Raw genomic sequence first — 25,473 nt, forward strand, 5'->3', positions numbered from 1 at the left:
CCGCACGCGGGGGGCGGGGCGGGCCCGGCGGGGGGGCCGGCCGCCCCCCCCCCCCGCCCGGCCCCCCCCCCCGCCCCGGGGGGGGGGGCGCCCCCCGTGGGGGGGCCCCCCCACCGCCGTTTTCTGTCGGTGCGCGGTGCGTCCGCGCCGCTGCCGGGCGCCCGGCCCGGCCGCGGTCAGCCGAACGCGCCGTGCTGGGTGACGTCCGGGCCGGGCTGACCGGGAGCCTCACCGCCGGACGCGGGAGCGGCCTTGGCGGGGGTGCCCTTGGCGTCGCCTGTGGTGGCGGTGCCGGCTGCGCCGGGCCCGGCGGCCGTCCCCTTCTGCTCCCGCCCGGCCTTCGGGGTCTCGTCCGCGGCCTCCGCGCCGCCCGACTGGGTCCGTACGCCCTTGGCGATTCCCTCACCACCCCGCGTCCTGGCGGCGCCGTCCTTCGCCGGTCCGAACGGGTCGGGCCCCTGCGCGGCGGTGGAGGTGTCCCAGGTGTGGCGTACGGCCGGTCCCCGTGACGAGCCGCCGCCCCCGCCGCGCTTGCCGAACGCGCCACCGAGGCCGTTGGCGAGCTGGCCGAGCGCCATGAAGCCGTAGGCGACCTGGGTGCCGGACGACGACGAGGAGGCGGCGGAGTCGTTCACCGGCGGCGCGGTGTGGTGTCCCTCGCCGCCCTTGTCCTCGGGGGGCGCGGCGGCCGCGTTCTCCAGGTCGGCGGCGGCCAGTTCGAAGGCCGGCAGGGAGTCGTCGACGGACCGCTTGAGACGGTGCCACTCCCCCGCGAAGGCCTCGCCGGCCGGGCCGTGCCAGTTGGCCGCGGCGGCGGTGCCGACATGCCGGTCCAGGTCGCGGACCAGGCCGTCGAGGTGCTTGCCCATCTCCCGCCAGCCGGCCGCCGCCTCGTGCAGGGCCTCGGGGTTGCGCCGCTCGCTCACTTGACGCTCCGCATCATCTCGATCAGCTCTTCCTCGGCCGCCCGGGTGTTCACGACGGTCTCCTTGAGTCCCCCGCCGACCTCGGCGAGCCGCTGCTGGAGCTGGACGAGCGCGTGCTCGGCCTGCTCGTACAGCTCACGGAACGGCCGGGCCTCCTCGTCGTCGCCGAAGCCGTCCCGGAGGGCCTCGGCAGCGGCCCGTCGTCTGAATGCGGCCAGCTGCCGGCTCAGTTCTTCTGCGCGTATCTCGAAGGTCGCACCGAGCTTGTGCAACTCCTCGGTACTGAGCCGGACTTCGTCGGACATCATTTCTCCCCGAATTGAATGACAGCTGCCTGCCAACATCGCCTCAGGTCTAGCACACCCGCAATAGGCCCGAAGGCCGCTCCGGAGCGCACCGGCGGCGAACTGCGGAATGCATACGGAGCAATATGCGGCAATACCGACAACCCCCGCCTTGACGACCTGTTCACACCCGTCATTAGACTCCAGGACGCCGGTGCAGCACACGCGGTTGCTGTGCCATCACGTTCAAGGGGGCAGGGATGAACAACGAGCGGCAGATCCAGGACGAGGACCTGATGGACGTCGCCCAGGACGCGGAGCAGGCACACCGGCTGCGTAAGGCACTGAAGGTCCTGGCGGACAACCCCAATGTCGGCGGCAAGCTCCAGGAGATGGCCCAGGAGGTACTCTCCGGCCGTATCGGCATGAAGGACGCGATCCAGACGCCGGGGTACATGGACGCGCTGGGCGACCGGATGAACGAGATCCGGCGGGCCGCGGAGGACCAGACCATGGAGGAGCGCGAGGCCTCGCGCGAGAAGTTCGCCGCCTGGCAGAAGGAGCAGGAGGCCAAGGACGACGCGGAGCGCGCCGAGCGTGACGGCCCGTCCGGCAACATCGTGACCGCCCCGCGGCGCGGCCGGAGTGGCGGGCACCGGGGCTGATCCGGCCCCCGCGCGGGCGGTGCGCGGCGCCGGGCGGCGGTGCGCGCCCCGGGCCGGAGTGCGGCGGCCGGCGTTCCTTCCGCCGCCGAAATCCGTTCAAAGAGTTCATAGCGGCAACAGCGCCTGCGGGGGTCTCTGCGGAGATGACGGAAGAATGCAGATCCGCCGCCGGATTCACCCGGCGGATCTGCTTCCTTTCCGCACAGGACCGCACACGGCATTCCCGTTTTCTCCACACCACACCACAGGGACACCTCACTTAACGGGCGTCCCGGAATCATCTGGCGCCGTCCCCCGGCAAGGCGCCCGGCCTGGGTGTTCCAGTTCCGGCACAGCCACCCCCGCAGCGTCACCGGGCCGGCGATCCGGATCATAGGATCGGGCCGGTACACGCAGGAATCCACAAAAGTGGAGGCGGGATTGATGGGGGACGAGGAAGCCATGAGCGCCTCAGCCGAAGAAAACTCCGCAGCGGCCGGATACGCACCTCATCCGTACGTCGGCGGCCGCACCGCGGTGCTCCGCGCGCTCTCGGCCTGGCGGATGCGGTGGCCCGGCGCCCCGCGCGTCATCGTGCTCACCGGAGACCCGGGCAGCGGGCGCTCACGCCTGGTCACCGGCTTCCTGATGTTGTGCGACCCCGGCTACCGCAAGCAGCTGCCGCTGGGCGACCTGGACCCGGCGACCGTGCCCCCGGACCTCCCGGCCCCCGCCGTGCCGAACCCGGCGGGGCGCACCGCGGCACAGCTGTTGTGGCTCCTCGCCGATCATTTCGGACTGAGCGCGAGCCGCAGCGAAGACATCTTCCCCGAACTCGCCGCTCGTGAAGAGCCGGTGACGATTGTGGTGCCGGACGTCGACCGGGCCGGCCCGGTACGTGCCGCGCAGGAGCCGGCCCGTCTCGTACGGGAGGTGCTCAAGCCGCTCGCCGCCACCGAGTCGGTGCAGCTGGTCGCCGATGTGCCGCGCGAACTGGCCGCGGAGCTGGCCGAGTCGCTGCCGCCCGGCCAGGCGCAGATCATCGACCTCGACGCGCCCGAGTGGGCCGACCCCGAGGGCCTGGTGCTGCACGCCGCGACCGCGCTCGACCCGGATGCCGGGGCGCCGGACCTCCCCTTCACCACCGACCCGGCCGTACGGCGTCCGCTCGCCGAGGCCCTCGCCCGGCGCGCGGACGGCAACCGGCTGACCGTCCAGCTCGCCGTGCAGTCGCTGCTGATGCAGCCCGAGGGCTTCGACCCGGCGGACGAGACCCTGCTCCCGGGCGGTATCGGTGCGGCCGTCGATCTGCACGCCCGCCGGCTGGGCGCCGATCCGCAGACCCTGCGGCTGCTGCTGGCACCGCTCGCGCTCGCGGAGGGCGAGGGGCTGCCCGTCGCGCTGTGGGGTGCGCTGGTGAACGCCGTGGCCGAACGGGACATGAGCCAGGAACTCGCCGACGGCATGCTGCTGACCGCGCCGTTCCTCCAGGTCGTCGATCCGGCGGACGCGGACGAGGACGCCGACGGGGACGCGGACGACGCGGCGGCCGGGAGCGAGGCCGGGGCCGAGGGCGGCCGTACGCTGCTGCGGCTTGCGCACCCGGCGCTCGCCGAGGAGATCCGCGCCGGTCTGCCGGACGTCCGGGACGCCCAGACCAGGATCGCCATGGAGCTGCTGGAAGCGGTGCCGCAGCAGGACTGGTCCCGGGCCGACCCGTATGTCCGCGACCATCTCGCGGCCCACACCCTCGACGCCGGTCTGCTCCCCCAACTCCTCACCGACCCGGGCCTGTTCGCGCACGCCGACCCGGTGACGCTGCGGGCCGCCATCGAGGCCGTACCGCTCGAACAGCTGGGCGCACCGGCCCGTACGTACCTGCGCACCGCTCCGCTGCTGACCCGCTCGCAGGCCCCGGCCGGGATGCGGGCGGCATTCCTGGAGACCGCGTTCGTCGAGGACGGTCTGCTGCCGTACGCGGAGGCGCTGCACACCCTCGGCTTCGCCCTGCCGTGGCGCACGCTGTGGAGCGTGCCGCTGGCCGGCGTCCGCGCCGTGACCACCGGTTCCCTGCCGCAGGACGGCGCGGAGGGGGCCGCCGGGGAAGCACCGGCACCGGCCTCCGCCACCACCGCGCCCCGTCCTGTCGCCGCCTTCGTGGTCCCCGAGGGCACCCCCGGCTCCCGTACGGTGCCCGGCCCCGGCGGCGACGCCTCCGAGGCCGGCGACTCCGCGCTGCTCGTGCACGATCTGCTGCGGCCCGGATTCGTCGACGCCGACCCGGCGCAGGTGCAGCTGCCCTCCGACGAGGCGAGGGCGGCGGCGCCGTTCGGCTTCAGCCGGGGCGCCGACTATCTGCGGGTCTGGGCCCGCACTGGCCAGGAGGTGGTGGCCGCGCTGCTCTCGGACACCCCGCTCACCGGCGCCGATCTCTCGCCCGACGGGGTGCTCGTCGTCGCCACCGCGCGCGGGGTGACCGCCCGGCAGATCCTCGCCGCGGCTCCCCCGGCCGCCCCCACCGTGCCGGCCCAGCGCACCGGCGCCGCCGACTCCGACGCTTCCGACGGCCTCGAAGGAGACCACTCGTGATCAACCAGGCGCAGGCACACGCCACCACCGCCCGCTGGCTCAACCCCGAGGGACATCAGGGTCCTGCGCGCGAGGTGGCGATGCAGGAGTTCGACCTCGGCTGGGTGGTGTGGGCCGTTCCGCCGCCCCCGGAGGTCGACCCGCATACGGGCCAGCGGCGTCCGCCCGCCGAGGTCGGCGCGGCCTGCGGGGTCGTCGACCGGGCGTCCGGCGAGCTGACGGTGTGGCCGTCCGTACCGGTCGACGAGGTCGTCCGGATGTATCAGCAGAAGCACGGCACCGCGGGCGGCGCGGCTCCGGCGGCCCCCGCCGAGCCGCCGGTCACCGGCCCCGGCAACACCGCCGTCGCGACCTACGCCGACCCGTCGACCGGCGAGGAGACCAGCCTCGCCCGCGTCTCGGCGCCCGGACAGCCGCCCGCCGAGTACCAGCTCCACGACGAGCTGCAGCGGCTGGGCGTGCACCCCTCGGCGGTCCGCGCGCTGCACACCGATCTGCGGTCGGCACTGCTGCCCGGCGGCTACCCCGGCGACTTCATCCTCCGCACCTTCCCGAACGCCTCGTTCTCCTGCACCCAGGGCTACGGCATGCGGGCCGAGGAGCGCGCCGAGGGCGTCGCCGGACTGCTGCAGCACGTCGCGCTGATGCACCAGTTGGCGGGTCAGCAGGCACCGCCGCGGCCGCACCGGCTGCCGGTACCGCAGCGGGTCGAGGCCGCACCGCCGATGCGCGACGTGGCGCTCGGCAAGCACCTGGTGGAGGTCTTCGGGCCCCAGGGCGTCACCCGCCCGGACGCCGACGACCTCCCCGCCCAGCTGCCCCAGGCCACCAAGAACACCCTGACCTGGGCCGGCCTCCCGGCTCAGGTGCCGTACTTCTTCACCGCCGACCGGCCGGACTCCCCGCCCGCCGGCGGGCTGTTCCCGGACGTGGCGACCGCCCTGCGCGAAACCGGCACCGAGGCCCGGGAGCAGACCCTGGCCACTCTCGCCGGCTACGTCCGGATCGGCACCGACGGCCTCTACACACTCGCCCTCCAGTGCACCGCACCGGAGGAGAGCCAGAACATGGTCGGCACCGTCTGGGCGGTCCAGCCGTCCTCGGGCGGCGGCCGTTTCGTCAACCGCTCCCTGTCCGCCTACTTCCGCTCGCTGGCCCTGCTGGTCACCACGCGCCGGCAGATGCAGGGCATGGACCCGTACGCGGCGGGCACGGCGGTCGCCACCTTCCAGGAGCAGATCGCGGCGATCGACTCCTGGGCCCTGGACGACGACAGCAACTGGTGGTCACTGATCATCGAGCAGATGTGGCATGGGTTGTTCTGAGGGAACTGGGCCGTTGGGGGCTTGGAGTGAGGGGGTTGAGGGGCTGAGCGGGCACGAGAGGGGGCGGCTCTCCCCTCTCCCCCTTGCCGGTCGCCTCAGGGCAGCAGCAGCCAGTCCGAGGCGAGCGCGGCCGCCAGGCCGATGCCCAGCAGCCAGGTGCCGAGCCGGGTACGCCCGTGACGGCTGAGTTCGATCACCACACCGCAGAGCACCAGCGCGGCCCCGTACACCCCGACCACCAGCACCGACGTACGCGAGGCCAGGCGCACCACGAGCACCCCCGCCATCGCGGCCATCAACACCGAGGCCAGAACGATGCGTACGCGGCGGGCCTGACGAGGGGTCAGACCCACCCGATTCCCTGGATTCTCGGGGAGGGGCTCTTCATCGGCGGGTATGTCCATGACCGGGAATGCTACGGGACGGATGATCGTCGGCATGGCCCGATCCCCGGACCGGGCCGCAACTCGCCCCGGACTCCCGCCGATTAGCCCCACCCTCCCCAACGGACCGGATTCCTCGCCGCCCGGGACCGGAACACTCACTCAGCCACCGGTCCCGAAGGAAACGGCACGCAACTCCGGGCCATTGGACGCCGGATGCCGCGTCCCGGATGCCGGATGCCGGTCACCAGTTCCCAAACATTGACCAACCCCGTACCAATATTTAACCTCTCCTTTCATTGCGTCGCCGGAGAGACCGCATCCGCGCCATCCACAAAATTCTCCAATCACCCCAATCCCCTGGCAGGCCAATTCCCCGCCCCCCCCAGGGACGTTGACGGGCCACAACTCCCACGCTCCCTCCACACGCCTCGCCTTGACATGCCTGCATTCAGATCACCTAATGTGGGATCACTAAGAACGCGACAGATGTCGCGCGGTACACACCGCAAAACGGGGGCAATGGTGGCAGGCAAGGCATTCGACGTAGATCCGGATGTGCTGCGTACGCAGGGCAACGCGTTCGCGCACATCGGCAGCGGTTTCTCCAAGGCGTCGAAGAAGCTTCAGGACGATCTTGAAGGCCTTGGCAGCCCCTGGGAGAACTGCGACTTCGGCGATATCTTCGAAACGATCTACACGCCCATCAGGGACGGCATGTTCGAGTCGATGGACTCCTTGGGCGAGCGCCTCGAAGACATCGGCGACAAGCTCCAGAACATGGCCCACTCGTACACCGAGTCCGACGAGCAGGGCATCCACACCATCAGCGCGGTCGGCCGCCCGGCGATCTGACGCCCGGCGCACCGCGCAGGAACTCGGGCGCGCCCCTGCCTGCGAGGCCCCGCGCCCTGACACGCGCGCCGCCCGCTCTCTCCTTTTCCTCACCACCACCATTCCACTCCGCAATCGGCTACAACTGCACGGGGGACGATCGCTGTGTCATTGACGCTGCCAAGCGAGGTTGCTTGGGTACTGGACCTCCTCGGCTACAACTGGCCGGACGCCGACGAGGACAAGCTCCACGAATGCGCGCAGGTCTGGCGCAACTTCGCCGAGGCGGTCAATCAAGCGTCCTCCCAGGGTTCTTCGGCAGCCGGTGAAGTCGTCTCCGCGAACTCCGGCGAAGCGATCGAGGGCTTTGCGAACGAATGGGGTTCCTTCTCCGGCGGCGGAGACAGCGGCGACAACTACCTCCGTGACGCCGCAGCGGCGGCCGAAGTCATCGCCCTCGCTTTCGACGCGGCCGCCATCGCCGTTCTCGCCGGCAAAATCGCGGTCATCGTCCAGCTGGTGATCCTGGCCGCCGAGATCATCGCGGCCCAGGCCGCCGCGCCCTTCACACTCGGCCTGTCCGAACTCGGCGCCGCGGGAGCCACTCAGGCGACACGGGTACTCGTCCGCGAAATCCTCGACAAGATCAAACGCGAGGTCATGGAGGCGGCCACCAAGGCCATGGAGCACGCCACCATGGACGCCATCAAGAAGATGGCGAAGAAGGCCGTGTCCAAGGAAGCCCGCAAGATCGCCGCGGACTACGTGAAGAAGACGGTGAAGGAAACCGTCAAGGACAAGGTCGTCGACCAGGCGAAGGAAATCGCCCGCGAGAAGATCGTCGAAGAGGGCAAGGCCAAGGCCCAGGAAGCCGCCACGGAGATGGCCCAGAACGTCACACAGCAGGGCATCGAAAGCCACTTCGGCGCCCGCGACGGAATCGACTGGGGCGAAACCACCGACATCGCCAAGGACAAGGCCGGCGAATACGTCGACGGCATCAAGGAAGGCGCCCAGGACTACAAGGACGGCGTCACCAGCCTCACCGACCCCGGCACCTACATCGACCACGCCAGGGAAGACCTCACCACCCGGGGCCTGGACGCCGCCCAACGCCGTACCGACCGCCACACCGGCGGCGCCGCCACCCGCCACCAGGACGTCACGGACGAGGTCCGCTCGGTCTTCGGCTGAGCCGACACACCCCACGCCCCACGATCACCACATTCACCCTCCAATAGGACGGGGCCCACAGCCTGCACGGCTGTGGGCCCCGTCCCTTGACGAACTCAAGGAGAACTCACTGGCCCGGAGGGTGAGTGGGAGGTGCTGGCGGGTAAGGCCCCGGGTTACCCGGCTGCTGGTCGTACCCGAACTGCTGCTGTGGCGGGACGCCGACTCCGCCCATCGGTACACCGAAAGCGGGGCCACCAGGAGGCGGCCCATTGCGGCGCTTCTTCTGGCCAACGACCACCCCGATGACAACCCCCAGCACGACGACCACCACGCCAAGCGCCATTCCGGCCACAGCGAGGGGACTCAGCCCACCCACCACCTCGCTCGCACCGTCCCGGGTCCCGTTCCCCTCAGCATCCGTCCCCGCGCCGGCCGGAGGATCAGAATCCTCCGGCATGGTGAGCGGCCCGTTCTTCGCCCCAGGAGGAATGTCCTCGGAGAGGGCCCGGTACGGGCGGATGACGCCGTACCCGTACTTCGGGTCGGGAGACGCGATGCCCGTCCTGCCATCTGGACTAATCGCCGTCTTCGTAAGCCGATTGGCGGCCTGCCCCGCGGTGAGGTCAGGGAACTTCGAGCGGACGAGGGCTGCGGCGGCGGATACGTAGGCCGTCGCGTCGGAAGTGCCGGTGGCCTGCCGGTACTTCGGGTGGGTTCCGGCGGAGTAGATCCGCTCGCCGGGAGCAATCAACCGAATGTGCGATCCGTAATTTGACTTGCCGAGGACCTGACCATCCTCGGCAACGGCGCCGACCGCCAGGACACCGGGCTCCGCAGCCGGATACAAAGGCTCACCGGTGCCGTCGTTACCGGAACCGGCGACCAGCAGCACGTCCTTCTTCACGGCATAGCCGATGGCGCTCTTCTCGCCCTCGGTCAGTTCGTAAGGCCCCGCAAAGGACATGTTGATGACCTTCGCGCCGTGATCGACCGCGTAGCGAATGGCGCCGTCGACCTCGTTCGCGTCTCCGCCGAACGTTTCGTTCCTCTTGACCGGAAGGATCTTCGCATCCGGCGCCAGCCCCATGATGCCGTCAGCGTGACCGGGGCCGTGCCCATGCCCCGCGATCAGAGCCGCCATAGCCGTGCCGTGGTCGTCACCGGATTCATGATCTGCCGTCCCACCCCCGTCGGCAAAGCTCTTCCCAGGAAGCACATTGCCCTTGAGATCGACGTGATCCCCATTGACACCGGAATCAATGACGGCCACCGTCACGTTCTTCCCGGTCGACTCCTTCCACACCTTCTGCGGATTGAACGCGTCAAGCGCCCACTGCCCGTCCCTGATGTAGTCCGCCGAAGCACTCGGCGCGCCAACGAAGAGCAACGCCCCGGCCACCACCACGCCCCCCACCGCACGCAACGTCCGCGTAAAGCCCATGCCGTACAACACCTCTCCCCAACAAGCAGCGGCCCCCAACTCGAAAGCCACGGGCCACACCTTGATGAACGTCAGAACCTACCGCCCCGGCGGCTGCACAGGCGGCGCCGAAGGATACGAACCGGGCCCACCCGGCTGCTGCTGATAGGGATTCGGATTCACCGGATACCCCACAAATCCACCAGGCCCACCCTGCCCCCCGAGACCACCGTACCCACCGGAACCCCCCGGAGGTGGACCATTCCGCCCGCTCTTCTTCTTGGCCACCAGCACCACGATCAGCACGACGACCAGGAGACCGACCACACCACCAACAATGCCGACGATGAGGCCCATGCCCATGCCCTCATCGGTGTCGCTCTTGACTGCCTTGCCGTCACCAGCCGCCTTGGATGAGGCATCGCTTAGGGGAGGCAGCGGGCCGTTCTTCGAGCCTGCGGGAAGCTTCTTGATGAGCCCCTGCCAGGGATTGACGATGCCGTAACCGTAGTGAGAGTCGGGGAGCTTCTTCCCCTTCATGCTGTCCGGCAGAACAGCGGTCTTCACCAGGCGGTTGGCGATTTGCCCGGCGGTCAACTCCGGGAACTTGGAGCGGAGGAGCGCTGCGGCGGCGGAAACGTACGCTGTGGAGTCTGAGGTGCCATTCGCCAAACGGTACGGGGCCTCAACCCCCGCCGACCGAATATGAAGCCCCGGCGCCAACAGCTTGATATGTGAACCGTAATTGGAGAACTTCCAGACCTTCAGGTCGATGTCCACCGCTCCCACGGCAAGAACCCCACGCGCCACTGCCGGATTGCGTGGAGAGCTGACCCCGGAATTTCCTGACCCGGCGACTACCAGCACATCGTGCTGCCGGGCATAGTCAACGGCTGCCTGTTCAGCATCCGAGGGCACCACATCGTCAGCCATGAACGACATGTTCACCACACGCGCACCGTGGTCTACTGCATACCTCAACGGTTCAGCGTAGGAGAGTCTCTTTCCGCTGGAATCAGAGCCCTCGTCGGGATCTCCAAGGTCGATCCCGACAGGAAGAATCTTGGCGTCAGGCGCCAGCCCCTTGACACCGTCACCGCCCCCAGGCCCATGCCCGTGCCCAGCGATGAGCGAAGCCATGGCCGTGCCGTGCTCCCGCTCTCCGAAAGGATGATCTGCCGTTCCTCCAGTGAAGAAACTCTTCCCTGGAAGCACATTTCCCTTCAGGTCTCGATGACTGCCATCCACCGGATCGTCGATGACCGCGACCGTGACGCCCTTGCCTGTCGACACCTTCCAGACATCGTCAGCGCCGAAGGACCTCAACGGCCACTGCTCATGCCTGATCTGATCTGCCGAAGCAACCGGCGCGATACCGACGAGCAACGCCCCCGCAACCAGCGCACTCCCCACCGCACGCAGCGTCCGCGTGAAGCCCATGCCGTACATCACACCTTCCTCACAGAGATGGGGCCCGCAGCCAAAAGCTGCGGGCCCCACCGTTGGTGGAACAATCCGAAATTACCGACCGGGCGGCTGCGTGGGCGGCGCCGACGGATACGAACCGGGCCCACTCGGCTGCTGCTGATACGAGTTCGGGTTCGGCGGATGCGGCACAAAGCCGCCGGAGCCACCCGGACCGCCATAGCCACCAGGACCACCCGACGGCGGACCATTACGACGGTTCTTCTTCCGCACGGCGACGATCACGATGCCCAGGACGATGGCGAGGACGACCGCCCCACCCGCAAAGATGCCGACCAGGGCACCGGTGCTCATGCCTTTGTCGCTGTCAATCTTGGCGCCCTGTTCAGCATCCTTGGCGGAGCCAGGAGACGAGCCGCCGTCGAGCGCCGGCAACGGGCCGTTCTTCGAACCGGCGGGAATGTCTTTGGTCAGGGCGGTGTACGGCCTGATGGTCCCGTAACCGTAGTGCGGGTCAGGAAGCTTCGCGCCCTTCTTGTCGTCCGGCACCACTGCGGACTTCACCAGCCGGTTGGCAATCTGACCGGCGGTCAGATCCGGGAACTTGGCGCGGAGAAGGGCAGCGGCGGCGGACACGTACGCCGCGGCGTCCGAGGTGCCGTTGGCCAGCCTGTACGGGTCCTCGACTCCCGCCGAGCGGATATGAACACCAGGGGCCAGCAGCTTGATATGCGGTCCGTAATTGGAGTACTTCCAGACCTTGAGGTCAACGTCCACCGCTCCCACGGCAAGGACTCCAGGCGCTGCCGCCGGGTTGCGAGGAGTCTCGACCCCAGCATTTCCCGACGATGCGACCAGCAACACGTCGTGCTTCCTCGCATAATTTACAGCCGCCTGCTCAGCGGGGGACGGTTCCGTATTCGCAGTGTCGAACGACATGTTCACAATGCTCGCACCGTGGTCAACGGCATATCTCAGCGGCGCAGCGTACGAAATGGACCCCTTACCGAATTCAGCGCTATTTCCAGATCCTTCAAAGTCCATCCCGAGAGGGAGGATCTTGGCGTCTGGCGCCAGCCCCTTCACCCCTTCGGAACCACCGGCGCCGTGCCCGTGCCCAGCGATGAGCGAGGCCATGGCGGTACCATGTTCTTGCTTCCCATCAGCACGATCCGCCGTTCCCCCGGCTGAGAAGTTCTTTCCGGGAAGTACGTTCCCCTTGAGATCAGGGTGATTTCCATCCACCGGCTGGTCGATAACCGCGACGGTAACGCCCTTACCTGTTGACACTTTCCAGATGTCGTTAGCCCCGAAGGCCGTCAACGGCCACTGGTCTTTCCTGATCTGGTCGGCCGAAGCAACCGGCGCGGTGCCGAAGAGCAGTGCTCCCGCCACTACCGCGCCGCCCACCGCACGCAGCGTCCGCGTGAAGCTCATGCCATAACACCTTTCTCACAGAGTTGGGGCCTGCAGCCCAAGGGCTGCAGGCCCCAAGCGTGTCTGCCGATTGCTCGTCCAGCCGTTCCTACTCGATGACCCGGGGTGCCACATTACGCTCCGGCGTCCAGGTTTCCTCTTCTTCCACGAGGTAGTCAGGACGGCTTGCGTCGCTTCCCCTGCCTTCGCCCTTGGCTCCGTGCGCGCCGGGTGCGCCCATCATGCCTGCCGGACGGCGACTACCTGAACCGCCGGCTCCCGCCGCGGTTCCTCCTCGACTGCGGTGCAGACCGGAGCCACCCTGGCCGGCACCACTGACCTTTCCGCCAGGCGTCCCAATGGTTCCGCCCTTCTGCCGGGCCTGCGCGCCACCGGTGCTCACGCCCTGGCGGCCTCCGCCCGCGCCCTTCCCTGCACCACCAGCATGTGCACCACCCATTCCAGGCATACCGGCGCGGCCGCTACGGGCACCTGCACCACCGGCACCAGCACCAGAAGCACCGCCCTTGACGCCGGCACCGCCACGCCCGGCCATGGCACCGCCTGCCATGCCACCCGGCATTTGGACACCTCCGCCACCAGCACCACCAGGCACGTGGACGCCGGCGCCACCGCCGGCACCACCGGCCAGGCCACCGCCTCCGGCGCCGCCGCCAGGGATCTTGACGCCCCCGCCGACACCACCATCATTGAGACCGTTGAGACCGGTTCCCACCTCGGGCGTCTTGGGCTTCATTGAACCCAAACCACCACTGATGCCCGGCTGACGGGGCGTCTTGAGCTCGGGAGAGTTGGGCATCTTCGGAGTGCCGCCGGTCTTTACCCCTCGCGTCGGAAGCTTGAGTCCGCCACCGCCGCCCTTCGGCCCACCTCCCAAACCCATGGGCTGTTGGATGGGCCCCAGTCCGGCCCCGTCCGTCGGGTCCTTGTGCTCAGGAACCTTGTCGTCATTCACGCCTGTTTTCGGAGGCTTCAGGGACGCGGAGCGCACCACATACGCCGTACCCAAGTTCTCCATGGCCACAGCGGCCTCGAGCCGATGCTTCTGGTGCCCGGACAGTTCGTCCTTGTTCGCCTCGAGGACGCCCCGCGTGCTCGCGCCCTTCTTGAGCGCATCGTTCAGGTCGTCATCGTCGATATTGTCCGAGAACCACGTCTCGCCCCAGACGTCGTCGCTCCAGTTCCAGCTGTCATCGACCGGAATAATCTTGTCGATGGCCTTCTGGAGGTCGTCAGCCACTGCACCCATGACCCCCGCCGTGTGCTTGGCGTAGGGCGCTGCGTGCTTGAAGTTCGCCTTGACCTCCTCAGCCTTCGCGCGGAAGCGGTCAGCCGAGTCCCCGTGCCAGTGTTCCAGCACCTTGTCCACAGCCTTGGAGAACTTCTCGCGCAGGTCGAGCAAGTCGCCCTCAAGGATCATCCAGTGGTGCGCAACCGTACGAACCGTCTCGACGCTGGCTCCGTCCAGCATGCCCTTCAGGCCGTCGAAGTCATGCTCGTTGAACTTGGTGTGGAACCGATTGTCCACGAAACCGTCTTCGGGCGATCCGCCCGTACCTGAACTCACCTGTCGTCCCCCTTCTCCTTCAGCTGATGGCCAACCAAACCACTGCCGATGTCACTTCAGCTTATTCTTGTGCTCGGCGTCGTCGTAGGCTTCCTTCGCCTTCTTGGTCTTTTTGCCGAATTCATCGACCATCTTTTCGATCAAGGAGACGATGTTGTCCTCGATGTAACTCTTCATCTCGTTGTGAGAGTCATGCATCCTCTTGCGCTCGCCGAAGTTCTTGCCCAGCGCGCTGTCCGGCAGGTAGGTCCGGTTCTTGGCCTTCCCCTTCGCCTCACCCATGTCCTTCAGGACACTGTTCAGCTCCCTGACCACCTGGTCCAAAGCATCCAGATCAACCCGATATTCCTTAGCCATTACTGGCCTCCCCGTGAGATGTCAGTCCGTTCTTCCGGCGCCAGTCGCGGATTGCGATCGAGGAGCCGACGACCGCGCCGACGGCAAGAAGCCCGGCGCCGACGATGTAGATGGAGATGCGGGCGCGCCGTTCCTCGGCGGACTCGCCGATGGTGACGGCGGTCGGCTGGATGTTGGAGCCGTCAGCCGCGTTGGAGGGCTTGTCCGGCTGGGGTTCGGCGGTGGGCCTGGTGTTGTCGTTGAGGGCGGCGACCGGGTCGACGACGCCCCAGCCGATGTTCCGGTCGGCCTTCGGGCGTACGCGCTCCGCGGTCTGTTCCAGGTGCCAGATGACCTGCTGCGGCGTCCACTTCGGGACCTCGTGCCGGTGCTTCGAGATCAGGAGGGCCGCGGCGCCCGCGGCGTAGGGGGCGGCGAAGCTGGTGCCCTGGTCGACACAGTTGCCGCCGTCCGGGACGGTGGAGACCATGTTCACGCCCGGCGCGGCGATGTCGACCCAGTCGCCGGACTGCGAGAAGGGCGCGCGCTCGTTGTTGCGGTCCGAGGCGGCCACGGACAGGACGTTGTCGAATTCCTGGAAGGCGGCCGGGAACATCTTCTTGTCCTTGCCGCTCGCGCCGTCGTTTCCGGCCGACGCGACGATGAGGATCTTCCGCAGGGAGGCGCGCTGGATTGCCGCCTTGAGGGAGTGCAGCTTGTCCGGGCTGGCGTCCGTGCCCTGGGAGATGTTGATGATGTCGACGTTCTGCTTGACCGCGTAGTCGATGGCGTCGGCAAGGCTGTCGGCGGTGCCGGCCTTTTCCTCGCTGGTCTGCTGCAGCGGAATGACCTTCGCCTTGGGAGCGAGGCCGTAGAAACCCGAACCGGACTGCTTTTGCGCGGCGATGATGCCCGCGACCTTGGTGCCGTGGCCGACCTGATCGACGGTCGGCTTGCCGCCGGGGACGAACCTCTTCCCGGGGCCTTCGATGCTGGGCTTGATCTGCGAGTTGCCGGCGTCGATACCGGTGTCGATGACGGCGACCCGGACGCCCTCCCCGTGGGTGTCGGCCCACATCTGGTTGGTCAGGAGGCGCTGGAGCGACCAGGGGGTCTCTGGGATGTTGTTGGTGCCGAACTTGCACTCACCACTGTTGAGCGGCACGTTCGGGTCCGCGACCGCCGGGGCGGCGGTGACACTCGACAGGCCGACGATGCACACCGCCGTGACCAGTGCACCCGCCGCTCGGCGACGGTGCCCGGGTCGGTGAATGGCGCGAGATCCCACGGGCTTTCTGCTCTCCATGTGTGGCGAATTGGGCAGGAACGAAAGGTGAGGAGACGGAGGCGGAGGGGTGAAGGAGTGGTGGACGGCAGAAGGGCGAGCGCACTGATGCAGCGCGCTCGCCCTCATGGACCACTGTGCGAGCAGCCGGGCTGCTCAGGTCTGGCCGTCTCCGGCTCGACCGACCGGGGGTCAGCCTCCCCAGATACCGGAGTTCTTGTGCTCAGTGGACTGGTAGTTCTGAGCGGCCTGGTCCAGCGCCTTGGCGATGGCCTCGAGCGTCGAGTGCAGGGAAGCGGCACGCTGGTCCCACTCGCGCTGGCGGGCCTGGTAGCCCTCCTGCGCCGCACCTTCCCAGCTCGCGGCAATCTTCTTGACGCCCGCCTCGAGGTCGTCGAGCTGCTGGCGGATGTTGTTGGCCGTACCGCGCACGTCGGAACTGGCCTGCGAGATCGTCGCGAAATTAACGAGGATCTGGCCTGACATGGTGTCTCCTCAGGAGTTGATGAAGCTGGTCGATTCACACACCACAGCGGGCCGGCGGACGGACCGCGGCCCCGGACTGTGGCGGCTGGGCCGTCGCGCCGCGGTCAGCGACGCGGCCCCATCATCCGAACGGGGAAGCCGAGGCGGAGATGTGCGAGATCGACTGCGCCTGCTCCTCTTCGGAGGCGGAGTAGTTCTTGGTGGTCTCGTCGATCGCTTCCTTGATCTCACCCAGCAGCTGGTTGAGACGGTTGGCGTCCTCGTTCACCTTTGACTGGAGCTGGTTGTACGAGGAGGCCGCAGCACCCTTCCAACCAGACGTGATGGTGTCGACGACCGTGTTCAGGCGCGAGATCTCGCCCTGGATCGACTGGTTGACCGAGGAGATCTTGCCGCTGAACGCGACCATCTCCTCCTCGGTGGTTGTGTACTGCTGACCAGCCATAGTCAACGTCCCCCATGAGACTCGTACGTCGTACCGCACCGGGCAGCCACAGGCGCTCGCGCGGCAGGCATCTCCTGCTGACGCCTTTGGCTACTTTAACCACTCGATATGCCTGTTCCCAACAGGGGGCGGGCTGTTGTGACGCGATCACAACAATGTCAACTGCCCGTTGGTGAAACGTCGTTCACAAGAAACGGACAGATGTACCGCTATCGGTCATTCACCAACGGGGCCGACCGGTGAAGATCACGCCGAGAAGAACGCGGCGCACCCCGGAGGAAAACCGGGGCGGCGGAATCCGGGTACGGCGAAGGCCGCGCCGAATGCCCCGTTTTCCGGTGCGCGGCGCGGCCTTCCGCTCATATCAGGACGACTGCGGCTTCCTGGCGCTGTCAATCTCCAGCGACGGGCCGGTGGAGAGGAGATCGGACCAGGCCTTCAGGATCAGCGGGGGATGCGCGGCCTCGTAGCCGAGGTGGATCTTGGCCTTGTCCTGTTCGTCGTCGGCCTTGCCGGACTTGTCGCTGCTGTCATTGTTCCGCGGCAGCGGATAGCGCAGTCCGGTGTCGGTGACCAGGAATTGGGTGCCGGTCTTCTCCTGGGCAGTCCGCACCTGCGTGTAGAGCAGACCGCTGCCCGGCGTGACATACGAGTTGGCCCCGGTGGCGATTTTGACCGGGTAGTCCGTGCCGACCCAAGCCTGCATTTCGGGCACGCCGTTCGGGTACCCGAGATCCTTCTCGGCGCCGCCCGGGAGCTTGATGTTCTTGCCGTTGTAGACGCTGCACGACACACCGTTGCGTGTGGGACGCGTCAGTCCGCCGGTCATGGAGCCACGCTCGAAGTTGTTGGCCACCGAGAGGCTTTCCGTCGGCCACGGGGAGGGGAGGCCGTCCAACTCGCCGTAGAAGTCCGTCGGCTCCCCCGAGGCGTCCTTCTTCGGGACGATGGCGGCGACCGGTACAGGCTTGATCGGCGTGTTGTCGCCGTTCACCTTGTCCGCGTTCGCGCCCTGCTCCAGGAGGGTGGCGACGAAGTCCGACACCTGCTCGACGCCGTCCCGCTGCACCACGTACTTCTGGCCGTTGCTGTCTTCGAGGATCGAGCCGATCTTCTTGGCCTGCGCCGGGACCCTCGGGTCGGTGGTCTCGCCGCTGCCGGCCCCGTCGACGACGGGCATGCCGATCCCGAAATGACGCGGAACGCGAAGGAGGGTATCCATGAACTGCTGCGACACCTGCTGCGGCTTGGCAGGGCCGAAGAGGATCTGGCGCAGCCTTTCGTTGACCGGTTCGCTACCGCTGAACTCGAAGGCCTTGCCCTCGCTGTCGACGAGCCACCGCTTCTCGTCCGGGTCCTGGACGTACAGCGCCTGACGGGGGTCCAGCTTGCCCTTGTCCTCGACGGCCTTCTTGTCCTTGCCGCCCAGGACGAAGACGGACTGCTGGGGCTTGCTGTGCAAACCGCTGCCGGGGCGCGAACACACCGCCCAGGTCTTCGGCTTGTCGACGTCCTCCTTGCCGGGCAGCCGGTCGGGGGCGTAGGGAATGCCGATGGCCGGGCCGTGCGGAATCTTTCCGTCCAGCTCGGATTCCTTGACCTTGACCACCGTGAAATTCGGGTCGATAAGCAGTCGGGCGGAGGCGAGATTGAGGATCGGGTGCAGCAGCTTCTGGCTGCCCTTACCATTGTCCAGGACGATATAGCGCGTGGTGGATTTGTCCCCGACGATGACATTCTTGCCGACCTCGTCCCAGCCTTGCGGGGCAACGGGCTTGAGAATGCCGCAGGCGCCGAATCCCACCAGGACGACGACGCCCATCACGATGCTGGGCACGACCGCCTTGAGGGGTCGGGGGGCGCTCTCGATCGAACCGTTCGGCAGCGGCTTCAGAAATGCCGCATTCGTGCGCTTTCGAGCAAACGAATACGCATTCAGCTCGTCCCGACGTGATGCCATTGTTGCTTTTTCTCCCCGCCTGTCGGATCTACCTCGACCGCCCCCGGCACTCACGCCGTAGCGCCCTCTACTATGCCGTGTGTCGATCGACCCGTACGGTACGGGTGCCACCTTCCAGCGCACCAGCCTCAGTGGCGACCGATACACCCAGAAGCCCACACCACCAGTAGAGGAGCAGGCCGGGGGATGTCCAGCGCCACCAGGGCTCGACGCCGCAACGGGCGGCAACAGCAACAACAGCCTTCCGCTGCACCGCAATACGCGGGAAATGGCGGCCAAAACGGTACAGCTCCGGGCAACAGAGAAAATGGCGGCCGGCGTTCCGCGGCCCGCCCGGCAGGTCCGGTGGCACCACGGCTGCGCCAACAGGCAGGAACCATCGGCGGGGTGCGCGTTCAGCAGCTGGCCATCATCGAACTCGCCGCGGCCCTGGTACTGGTGGGCTGGTCGATCCATCCGGCTGCCCTGACCGTGGCCATTGTGCTCGCGGCGGTTCTGGTCATTTTCGCGCTCGGCCGGCGCCGGCGGATTCCGCTGCCGGAATGGATCACCACCGTGCGCGCCATGAAGCGCCGCGGCAAGGAGAGCGCCGCGGCCCTCGCGGCCACACAGGGCGTCGACCCGGCGATCGCCCCGGTGGTGGAGTGCGAACCGGCGCTGCGGACCTATGAGTTCACGACCGAGGCGGACCAGCGTGCCATCGGGTTCGTCGGTGACGGCACGTTCCTGACCGCCCTCGTCCAGGTGGACGCCCGTGACGAGCCGCTGCGGCCGCAGCGCGGCAGCCACATGCTGCCGCTGGAGGTGCTGCACACCGCGCTCGACATCGAGGACATCCACCTGGAGTCGGTGCAGTTCGTCCAGTACACCCAGCCCGCACCGGCCCCGCACCTGCCCGAACAGGCCGTCGCGGCCCGCTCGTACGCGCCGCTGCAGGCCCAGTCGCAGACGCCCGGCCTGCAGCTGACGTGGATCGCGCTCAAGCTCGACCCCGAGCTGTGCGCGGAGGCGATCGAGGCCCGCGGCGGCGGGATGGAGGGGGCCAAGCGTTCCCTGCTGCGCGCCGCCGACCAGCTCGTCAGCCGGCTGACCGCGCACGGCGTGCGCGCCAAGGTGCTCGCCGAGCGTGAGGTCGTGGCCGCGATCGGTACCGCGGTGTGCGTCAGCCCGCGGGCCGCCAGCGGCGCGATGGGGCGGGACGGCCGCGCGGCCCGCCGCACCCAGGAGACGACCCGGGCGGTGCGCTGTGACGACCGCTGGCACTCCACGTACTGGATCGGCCGGTGGCCCCAACTGGGCCAGGGCGGTGCGCCGTTGGCGGCCGTCACCCAGCTGCTGACCAGCACCAGGGCGATGGCCAGCACCTTCGCGCTGACCGCCACGCACGGCGGCGGCCGCGCCCCGGCCATCTCGGGCTACATCCGCCTTTCCACCCGCAGCGAGAACGAACTCTCCGCCGCCCAGAGCGAGTTGGAGCGCCGTTCCGGTTCCGCCAAGGTCGGCCTCGTACGCCTCGACCGGGAACAGCTGCCCGGCCTGCTGGCCACGCTTCCCCTCGGAGGTACCCGCTGATGGCCTCTCCCACCTATCAGCCCCGCGTCAACACCAGCGGCAACGGCTGGCGCAACCCCCCGCTCAGCAGCGGTGACGGCGGCAGTCGGCTCTCGCACCAGCCGCGCCCGGACGAGGAGCAGTCGGGGCCGACCGGTCCGAAGCTGCGGCCCGGTTACGGTCTGCGCGGTCCGCGGCGCAGCCCGCACGTACTGACCGCCGAGTCGCTCGCCTCCCTGACCCTGCCGGTCGGCGACGACGGCGTGATCATCGGCATCGACCCGCAGAACGAGCCCGCCGTGGTGAGCCTGCTGCGGCCGGCACCGATGGAGATCGCGCTGGTCGGCAGCATGTGGATGGCGCAGGTGCTGGCGCTGCGCACGGTCGCCGTCGGCGCCCGGGTCGCGGTCGAGACGGCACGTCCGCAGGCCTGGGGCCAGATGGCACAGGCCGCGGGCGGCGGACAGCAGTGCGTGTCGGTCCACGAGGTACGGCAGATCGCACCGCAGGGGCCGTCGGTCTCCAGCCCGGTGCTGGTGGTCCGGGACATGGGTGCGCGGCCGCCGCGCAATCAGCTGGCCCCGAGCCCCTGGCAGTCGGTGCTGACCGTCCTGCCGTTCCTCGGGCCGCGGTCGCCGCAGATGCTCGGCCGCGCCGACCTGGTCGGTCTGCAGCGGCTTTCGCCGGAAGAGGCGGAGGTTGTGACGCGAATCATGCGACTGCCGGAGCAGATCGGCGCGGTGCTGCCGACGCTCAGCGACAACGCGATGCTGTGGTGCTCGCGCGACGGCCACCAGTTCGTCATGACGCAGCCCACCGAGGCGGAGACCAACCTGCTCGGCGGGCCGCGCCGGATGGACTGACCGCACGGCGGGCCGGGCGTCCGCGCAGCACGTACGCCACCGGCCACGAGGCACGACTCACGGGCGCATCCACGGGTGCGCCCGTCAGCGTGCCGAAAGGGATGAAGACGACATGACACCGACTGCCGTTATGGGCCGACTCTTGATTAGGCTGTATGGGAGAGCCGCAGGAGCACAGCACGACGGCAGTCGAGACGGGGATGGAGACAGCTAGTGTTGGCGCAACCCCGGGTGGCGTGTTCCGACTTCCGCTCCATCCGATCGATCCGCCTGTATCCGGTCTTGCCGTTCAGGTGCGTTGCAGTACACCAGGAGGCACAGTGAACGAGCAGGAGGCTTTCCGTCCGGACGGAAACGATCCTGACGACGACCAGTCCGAGTTCGACCTGACCGGTGAGTTCAAGATCGATTTCACCGCACCGGCCTGGTACGCGAATAACGACACCAGTGGTGGCGGCACGAGTGCCACCGGCTCGTCCGCGGCTCCTCCTGCGTCTTCGCCCACCACTCCGCCCGCCGGGGCCCAGCCCCCCGTCGGGCCGCCCGTGGGCCAGCCGCTCCCCGGCCCCGCGGAGGCCGCGCCGCCGGGATTCCCGACGCTGCGCCCGCAGGAAACGGGCGAGGACGCCCCGGCCGCCACCACTCCCCCGGCCGCCCCGGAGCCTTCCGCCGAGACCGCGCCGGCGTCGAACGAGGAGTCCGACGGCGGTAATCGGCGTTCGGGCACAGGCGTCGACCCGTCGGCCTCCCTCTGGGACGACGACGAGGACACGGGCGCGGTGGACGAGGATACGGAGGCGGAGAGCGCGAGCGCTTCCGAGCCCGAGGCCGCGTCCACCGACGTGACATCGAAGCCGGAGACCTCGGCCACGATCGCCCCCGTCGAGGGCGGAACACCGGCCCCTGACGCCGCGATTCCCGCACAGCCGGGCCCCGAGGCCGTCGCGCAGGGCGCACAGCCCGCACCGGCCCAGCCGCACCAGGGCGTGCCCCAGCAGGGCGGGCCCGCACAGGGTGTGCCGCAGCAGGGGATTCCGCAGCAGCAGACGGCTCCTCAGCAGGGTGTGCCGCAGCAGCAGGGCATGCCCCAGCAGGCGACGCCGCAGCAGGCGGCTCCCCAGCAGGGTGTTCCGCAGCAGGGCGCTCCTTGGGGTGCCGCGGCGGACGGTCAGCAGCAGGGGGCGCCCGGACAGGGCGCGGTGCCGCCGCTGCCGCTGCCGCCGGAGTACCAGCCCGCGGACCCGCGGATGGCGCAGGGCCAGGCGGCCGCACAGCAGCCGCAGCAGGCCCAGCAGGCACCGGCCCAGCAGCAGCAACCGCAGGCGCAGCAGGCCCAGTCCGGGTACGCCCAGCAGCAGGCGGCGCAGCAGGCCGGCTACCCGGCCCAGCAGGGCGCGCCCGCGCAGCAGCCCGCGTACGGCTATCCGCAGCCCGCGTACGGATACCCCCAGCAGGCCCAGCCGCAGCCGCACGCGGAGCAGGCACAGCAGCCGCACGCGGCCGCGCCGCAGCCGGCTTACGGCTATCCGCAGACCGGTGCCCAGGGCTACCCACAGCAGGGCCAGGCCCAGTCCGGCTACCACCAGCAGCAGGCCGCGCAGCAGGCGGCGCAGGCTCAGGCCCAGCACGCACAGCAGGCACAGGCTCAGGCCCAGGCGGCGCAGGCCCAGGCCCAGCAGGCCCAGCAGCACGCCCAAGCTCAGCAGCAGCACGCGCAGGCCCAGGCACAGCAGGCTCAGGCCCAACAGCACGCGCAGGCCCAGCAGCAGGCGCAGCAAGCCCAACAGGCACAGCAGCATGCCCAGGCTCAGCAGGCCCAGGCACAACAGGCCCAGCAACAGGCGCAGTACCAGCAGCTGCCCGGTCAGCAGACCGGCGACCCGAACGCCGCCGCCAACTACGCGTCGTACTCGCCGCCGGGTCAGCAGCAGCCGCAGCAGCGGGCCGCTCCCGGCGCGCCGCTCGGCTACAGCGCCGCCGTCGAGCTGACCTCCGACCGGCTGCTGCGCAACCAGCCCAAGAAGCGCAAGCCGGGCGCCAACGCGCAGCCGTCGAAGTTCAAGCTGGGCGCCAAGAAGGAGCAGGAGGAGCGGCAGCGCAAGCTGGAGCTGATCCGTACTCCGGTGATGTCCTGCTACCGGATCGCGGTGATCAGCCTCAAGGGCGGTGTCGGCAAGACCACCACGACCACCGCGCTGGGTGCCACCCTCGCCTCCGAGCGCCAGGACAAGATCCTCGCGATCGACGCCAACCCGGACGCCGGCACGCTCGGCCGACGGGTGCGCCGTGAGACCGGTGCGACCATCCGTGACCTGGTGCAGGCCATCCCGCACCTGCACAGCTACATGGACATCCGCCGGTTCACCTCGCAGGCCCCGTCGGGCCTGGAGATCCTCGCCAACGACGTCGACCCGGCCGTCTCGACGACCTTCAACGACGACGACTACCGGCGGGCGATCGACATCCTCGGCAGGCAGTACCCGATCATCCTCACCGACTCGGGTACCGGGCTGCTCTACAGCGCGATGCGGGGAGTCCTCGATCTCGCCGACCAGTTGATCATCATCTCCACCCCGTCCGTGGACGGTGCGAGCAGTGCGAGCACCACCCTGGACTGGCTCTCCGCACACGGCTACGCGGACCTGGTGCAGCGCGGCATCACGGTCATCTCGGGGGTCCGTGAGACCGGCAAGATGATCAAGATCGATGACATCGTGTCGCACTTCGAGACCCGTTGCCGCGGTGTCGTGGTCGTACCCTTCGACGAGCATCTCGCCGCCGGTGCCGAGGTCGACCTCGACATGATGCGGCCCAAGACCCGCGAGGCGTACTTCAACCTCTCGGCCCTGGTGGCCGAGGACTTCGCGCGGGCTCAGCAGGCGCAGGGCATGTACCCCCAGCAGCAGATGGGCCAGGACCCGTACGCGCAGCAGCAGATGGGCGGCGACCCGTACGCGCAACAGCAGTACGCCGCACAGCAGGGCCAGCAGCAGCCGCAGCAGGGCCAGCCGCCGGCCGGCTACCCGCCGCAGCAGGGCGGCTGGACCCAGCAGCCGCAGCAGGGCCAGCAGCAGGCGCAGTGGCAGCAGCAACAGCCCGCTCCGGACGCACCGCAGCCCGAGCAGCAGGGCCCGGGCCTGGGGCCGGGGTGGCAGCAGCAGCCGCCTCCGCAGTGAGGCGGACGTAGGGCAATACGGGGCGGGGCCCGACACCACTCAGGTGTCGGGCCCCGCCCCGTATCACGTCATCCCCCGGACGAGCGAAACAATTCACGCCGAACTCTGCGTGGAACCAGCCGAGTTGAGGAAACTGTGACCTGACTGCATCCGCACTGCCGCGCGTCCGCACGTCTACACCCGCCCACCCCCCGAAGGGGGGTGGGCGGCGGGGAAAAAACGGAAGCGGCGGAAAGCCGAGGCGAGAACGACTCAACGGCTCAACAGCTGAAGGCCTGAACGCCTCAAGGGCTCAAAGGCTCAACAAAAGCCGCACAACGACGAGGCACCCCAGACGAGAGAACTGCAGCCGAGAACCCCAGACGAGAGCACCGCAGCGCCGCAACGCCCCCCCCCCGCCGACCCCTCACTCGGCCGCCGCCGCGATCAGCCCCCGTGCCAGCTTCACATCGACCGCCATCCGCTCCAGCAGGGCGTCGAGCGTGTCGAACTTCTCCTGGCCGCGGATGTAGGCGAGGAAGTCCACCCCGACGTGCAGGCCGTACAGGTCCAGGCCGACGCGGTCGATGGCGTACGCCTCGACGGTGCGCACCTTGCCGTCGAACTGCGGGTTGGTGCCGACCGAGATGGCCGCCGGCATCGCCTCGCCCTCCACCTGCAGCAGGCCGGCGTAGACGCCGTCGGCCGGGATGGCGGTGTGCGGGACGGTCTCCACGTTGGCCGTGGGGAAGCCCAGTTCGCGGCCGCGCTGGGCACCGCGTACGACGACGCCCTCGACGCGGTGCGGTCGTCCGAGGACCTCCGTCGCACCGGCCACATCGCCCTCGGCCACCAGCCGGCGGGTGAGCGTGGAGGAGAACGGCTCGCCGCCGCCCGCCGCACCGCGCTCGAAGAGGTCGATGACCTCGACCGTGTAGTCGTAGGTGGTCCCGAGCTCGGCGAGGGTTTCGACGTTGCCGGTCGCCTTGTGCCCGAAGCGGAAGTTGGGGCCCTCGACGACGACCTGCGCGTGCAGCTTGTCGACCAGTACCTTGACCACGAAGTCGGCCGGGGACAGCTTCGAGAACTCCTTGGTGAACGGCAGGATCAGCACCGCGTCCACCCCCAGCCCGGCCATCAGTTCCGCGCGCCGGTGGTGCGGCGCCAGCAGCGGCGGGTGGGTGCCCGGCCGCACGACCTCGCTCGGGTGCGGGTCGAAGGTGACGACCACGGCCGGAATCCCCAGCTCACGGGCGCGCGCGACGGCCTTGCCGATGATCAATTGGTGGCCGCGGTGCACTCCGTCGTAGGAGCCGATGGTGACGACGCTGCGTCCCCAGCCCTCGGGGATGTCCTCCAAGCCACGCCAGCGCTGCACTGTG

The 25,473-nt window shown here is 68.9% G+C and carries 21 protein-coding genes; 8 read left to right on the plus strand and 13 right to left on the minus strand.

From position 1 onward, the window contains the following. Positions 1 to 176: 176 nt before the first annotated feature. Both ACGFN2_RS34595 and ACGFN2_RS34600 read right to left on the minus strand, forming a co-directional pair. On the minus strand, positions 177 to 926 hold the full coding sequence (locus tag ACGFN2_RS34595) for a WXG100 family type VII secretion target (protein ID WP_393366840.1): 750 nt from the start codon (positions 924 to 926) through the stop codon (positions 177 to 179). After that, positions 923 to 1,231 carry a hypothetical protein gene (locus tag ACGFN2_RS34600; protein WP_362612836.1) on the minus strand — a complete coding sequence of 103 codons (309 nt, stop codon included), beginning with the start codon at positions 1,229 to 1,231 and terminating at the stop codon, positions 923 to 925. The genes ACGFN2_RS34595 and ACGFN2_RS34600 overlap by 4 nt, the downstream gene beginning before the upstream one ends. Before the next feature lie 239 nt (positions 1,232 to 1,470). Between ACGFN2_RS34600 and ACGFN2_RS34605 the strand changes: the two genes are divergently transcribed. The 3 genes from ACGFN2_RS34605 to ACGFN2_RS34615 all read left to right on the plus strand — a co-directional run bounded on the left by ACGFN2_RS34605 (position 1,471) and on the right by ACGFN2_RS34615 (position 5,768). Then, positions 1,471 to 1,875 carry a hypothetical protein gene (locus tag ACGFN2_RS34605; protein ID WP_362612833.1) on the plus strand — a complete coding sequence of 135 codons (405 nt, stop codon included), beginning with the start codon at positions 1,471 to 1,473 and terminating at the stop codon, positions 1,873 to 1,875. 441 nt (positions 1,876 to 2,316) lie between these two features. After that, entirely contained in the window at positions 2,317 to 4,443 is a 2,127-nt protein-coding gene (locus tag ACGFN2_RS34610; protein WP_393366843.1) for an ATP-binding protein, read from the plus strand. Next, complete coding sequence (locus tag ACGFN2_RS34615; RefSeq protein ID WP_393366845.1) at positions 4,440 to 5,768, plus strand: SUKH-4 family immunity protein; 1,329 nt, start codon at positions 4,440 to 4,442, stop codon at positions 5,766 to 5,768. Before ACGFN2_RS34610 ends, ACGFN2_RS34615 begins: the two co-directional genes overlap by 4 nt. A gap of 95 nt (positions 5,769 to 5,863) precedes the next feature. Here the strand turns inward: ACGFN2_RS34615 and ACGFN2_RS34620 are convergent, their stop codons facing one another. Further along, on the minus strand, positions 5,864 to 6,121 hold the full coding sequence (locus ACGFN2_RS34620; protein WP_393366847.1) for a hypothetical protein: 258 nt from the start codon (positions 6,119 to 6,121) through the stop codon (positions 5,864 to 5,866). 552 nt (positions 6,122 to 6,673) lie between these two features. On the opposite strand from ACGFN2_RS34620, the gene ACGFN2_RS34625 reads away from it, so the two are divergent. Then, positions 6,674 to 7,006, plus strand: coding sequence for a hypothetical protein (locus ACGFN2_RS34625; RefSeq protein ID WP_362612824.1), 333 nt, complete (start codon positions 6,674 to 6,676; stop codon positions 7,004 to 7,006). Between the two features lie 144 nt (positions 7,007 to 7,150). After that, complete coding sequence (locus tag ACGFN2_RS34630; protein WP_362612822.1) at positions 7,151 to 8,179, plus strand: PE-PGRS family protein; 1,029 nt, start codon at positions 7,151 to 7,153, stop codon at positions 8,177 to 8,179. Between the two features lie 106 nt (positions 8,180 to 8,285). On the opposite strand, the gene ACGFN2_RS34635 is transcribed toward ACGFN2_RS34630, so the two are convergent. The 9 genes from ACGFN2_RS34635 to ACGFN2_RS34675 all read right to left on the minus strand — a co-directional run bounded on the left by ACGFN2_RS34635 (position 8,286) and on the right by ACGFN2_RS34675 (position 18,522). Beyond that, entirely contained in the window at positions 8,286 to 9,653 is a 1,368-nt protein-coding gene (locus ACGFN2_RS34635) for a S8 family serine peptidase (RefSeq protein ID WP_393366850.1), read from the minus strand. Positions 9,654 to 9,680: 27 nt separating this feature from the next. Further along, positions 9,681 to 11,030, minus strand: coding sequence for a S8 family serine peptidase (locus tag ACGFN2_RS34640; protein WP_393366852.1), 1,350 nt, complete (start codon positions 11,028 to 11,030; stop codon positions 9,681 to 9,683). 72 nt (positions 11,031 to 11,102) lie between these two features. Further along, entirely contained in the window at positions 11,103 to 12,443 is a 1,341-nt protein-coding gene (locus tag ACGFN2_RS34645; protein WP_393366854.1) for a S8 family serine peptidase, read from the minus strand. Positions 12,444 to 12,531: 88 nt separating this feature from the next. Next, entirely contained in the window at positions 12,532 to 14,010 is a 1,479-nt protein-coding gene (locus tag ACGFN2_RS34650) for a hypothetical protein (protein WP_393366856.1), read from the minus strand. A 51-nt stretch (positions 14,011 to 14,061) separates the two neighbouring features. Next, positions 14,062 to 14,367: a hypothetical protein gene (locus tag ACGFN2_RS34655; protein ID WP_393366858.1), complete on the minus strand. Its 306-nt coding sequence runs from the start codon at positions 14,365 to 14,367 to the stop codon at positions 14,062 to 14,064. Next, positions 14,360 to 15,634, minus strand: a complete 1,275-nt coding sequence (gene mycP / locus ACGFN2_RS34660) for a type VII secretion-associated serine protease mycosin (protein WP_393366859.1) — start codon at positions 15,632 to 15,634, stop codon at positions 14,360 to 14,362. Before mycP ends, ACGFN2_RS34655 begins: the two co-directional genes overlap by 8 nt. A gap of 189 nt (positions 15,635 to 15,823) precedes the next feature. Then, positions 15,824 to 16,117 (minus strand): WXG100 family type VII secretion target, encoded by a 294-nt coding sequence (locus ACGFN2_RS34665; RefSeq protein ID WP_327154522.1) that lies wholly within the window; start codon positions 16,115 to 16,117, stop codon positions 15,824 to 15,826. A 121-nt stretch (positions 16,118 to 16,238) separates the two neighbouring features. Next, the gene (locus ACGFN2_RS34670) at positions 16,239 to 16,562 is read right to left on the minus strand and encodes a WXG100 family type VII secretion target (protein ID WP_085927375.1); all 324 of its coding nucleotides are present in this window, start codon (positions 16,560 to 16,562) and stop codon (positions 16,239 to 16,241) included. Positions 16,563 to 16,926: 364 nt separating this feature from the next. After that, positions 16,927 to 18,522, minus strand: a complete 1,596-nt coding sequence (locus ACGFN2_RS34675) for a type VII secretion protein EccB (protein ID WP_362612806.1) — start codon at positions 18,520 to 18,522, stop codon at positions 16,927 to 16,929. Between the two features lie 387 nt (positions 18,523 to 18,909). Between ACGFN2_RS34675 and eccE the strand changes: the two genes are divergently transcribed. The 3 genes from eccE to ACGFN2_RS34690 all read left to right on the plus strand — a co-directional run bounded on the left by eccE (position 18,910) and on the right by ACGFN2_RS34690 (position 24,112). Further along, a complete protein-coding gene (gene eccE / locus ACGFN2_RS34680; protein WP_362612805.1) occupies positions 18,910 to 20,094 on the plus strand; it encodes a type VII secretion protein EccE in 1,185 nt (394 codons plus the stop codon). Next, positions 20,094 to 20,936, plus strand: coding sequence for a hypothetical protein (locus ACGFN2_RS34685; protein WP_362612804.1), 843 nt, complete (start codon positions 20,094 to 20,096; stop codon positions 20,934 to 20,936). The genes eccE and ACGFN2_RS34685 overlap by 1 nt, the downstream gene beginning before the upstream one ends. A gap of 320 nt (positions 20,937 to 21,256) precedes the next feature. Next, positions 21,257 to 24,112: an SCO5717 family growth-regulating ATPase gene (locus ACGFN2_RS34690; RefSeq protein WP_393366862.1), complete on the plus strand. Its 2,856-nt coding sequence runs from the start codon at positions 21,257 to 21,259 to the stop codon at positions 24,110 to 24,112. 406 nt (positions 24,113 to 24,518) lie between these two features. Here the strand turns inward: ACGFN2_RS34690 and ACGFN2_RS34695 are convergent, their stop codons facing one another. Then, the gene (locus ACGFN2_RS34695; protein WP_393366864.1) at positions 24,519 to 25,469 is read right to left on the minus strand and encodes a bifunctional riboflavin kinase/FAD synthetase; all 951 of its coding nucleotides are present in this window, start codon (positions 25,467 to 25,469) and stop codon (positions 24,519 to 24,521) included. Positions 25,470 to 25,473: the final 4 nt, after the last annotated feature.

Source organism: Streptomyces sp. NPDC048612 (assembly GCF_043199295.1).
Lineage (GTDB): Bacteria > Actinomycetota > Actinomycetes > Streptomycetales > Streptomycetaceae > Streptomyces.

Coding starts and splice junctions, on each gene's coding strand:
- ACGFN2_RS34610 (WP_393366843.1), top strand. CDS start 2,317: ATGAGCGCCTCAGCCGAAGAAAACTCCGCAGCGGCCGGATACGCACCT.
- ACGFN2_RS34670 (WP_085927375.1), bottom strand. CDS start 16,562: ATGGCTGGTCAGCAGTACACAACCACCGAGGAGGAGATGGTCGCGTTC.
- ACGFN2_RS34645 (WP_393366854.1), bottom strand. CDS start 12,443: ATGAGCTTCACGCGGACGCTGCGTGCGGTGGGCGGCGCGGTAGTGGCG.
- ACGFN2_RS34685 (WP_362612804.1), top strand. CDS start 20,094: ATGGCCTCTCCCACCTATCAGCCCCGCGTCAACACCAGCGGCAACGGC.
- ACGFN2_RS34640 (WP_393366852.1), bottom strand. CDS start 11,030: ATGTACGGCATGGGCTTCACGCGGACGCTGCGTGCGGTGGGGAGTGCG.
- ACGFN2_RS34655 (WP_393366858.1), bottom strand. CDS start 14,367: ATGGCTAAGGAATATCGGGTTGATCTGGATGCTTTGGACCAGGTGGTC.
- ACGFN2_RS34600 (WP_362612836.1), bottom strand. CDS start 1,231: ATGTCCGACGAAGTCCGGCTCAGTACCGAGGAGTTGCACAAGCTCGGT.
- ACGFN2_RS34625 (WP_362612824.1), top strand. CDS start 6,674: ATGGTGGCAGGCAAGGCATTCGACGTAGATCCGGATGTGCTGCGTACG.
- ACGFN2_RS34665 (WP_327154522.1), bottom strand. CDS start 16,117: ATGTCAGGCCAGATCCTCGTTAATTTCGCGACGATCTCGCAGGCCAGT.
- ACGFN2_RS34605 (WP_362612833.1), top strand. CDS start 1,471: ATGAACAACGAGCGGCAGATCCAGGACGAGGACCTGATGGACGTCGCC.
- ACGFN2_RS34675 (WP_362612806.1), bottom strand. CDS start 18,522: ATGGCATCACGTCGGGACGAGCTGAATGCGTATTCGTTTGCTCGAAAG.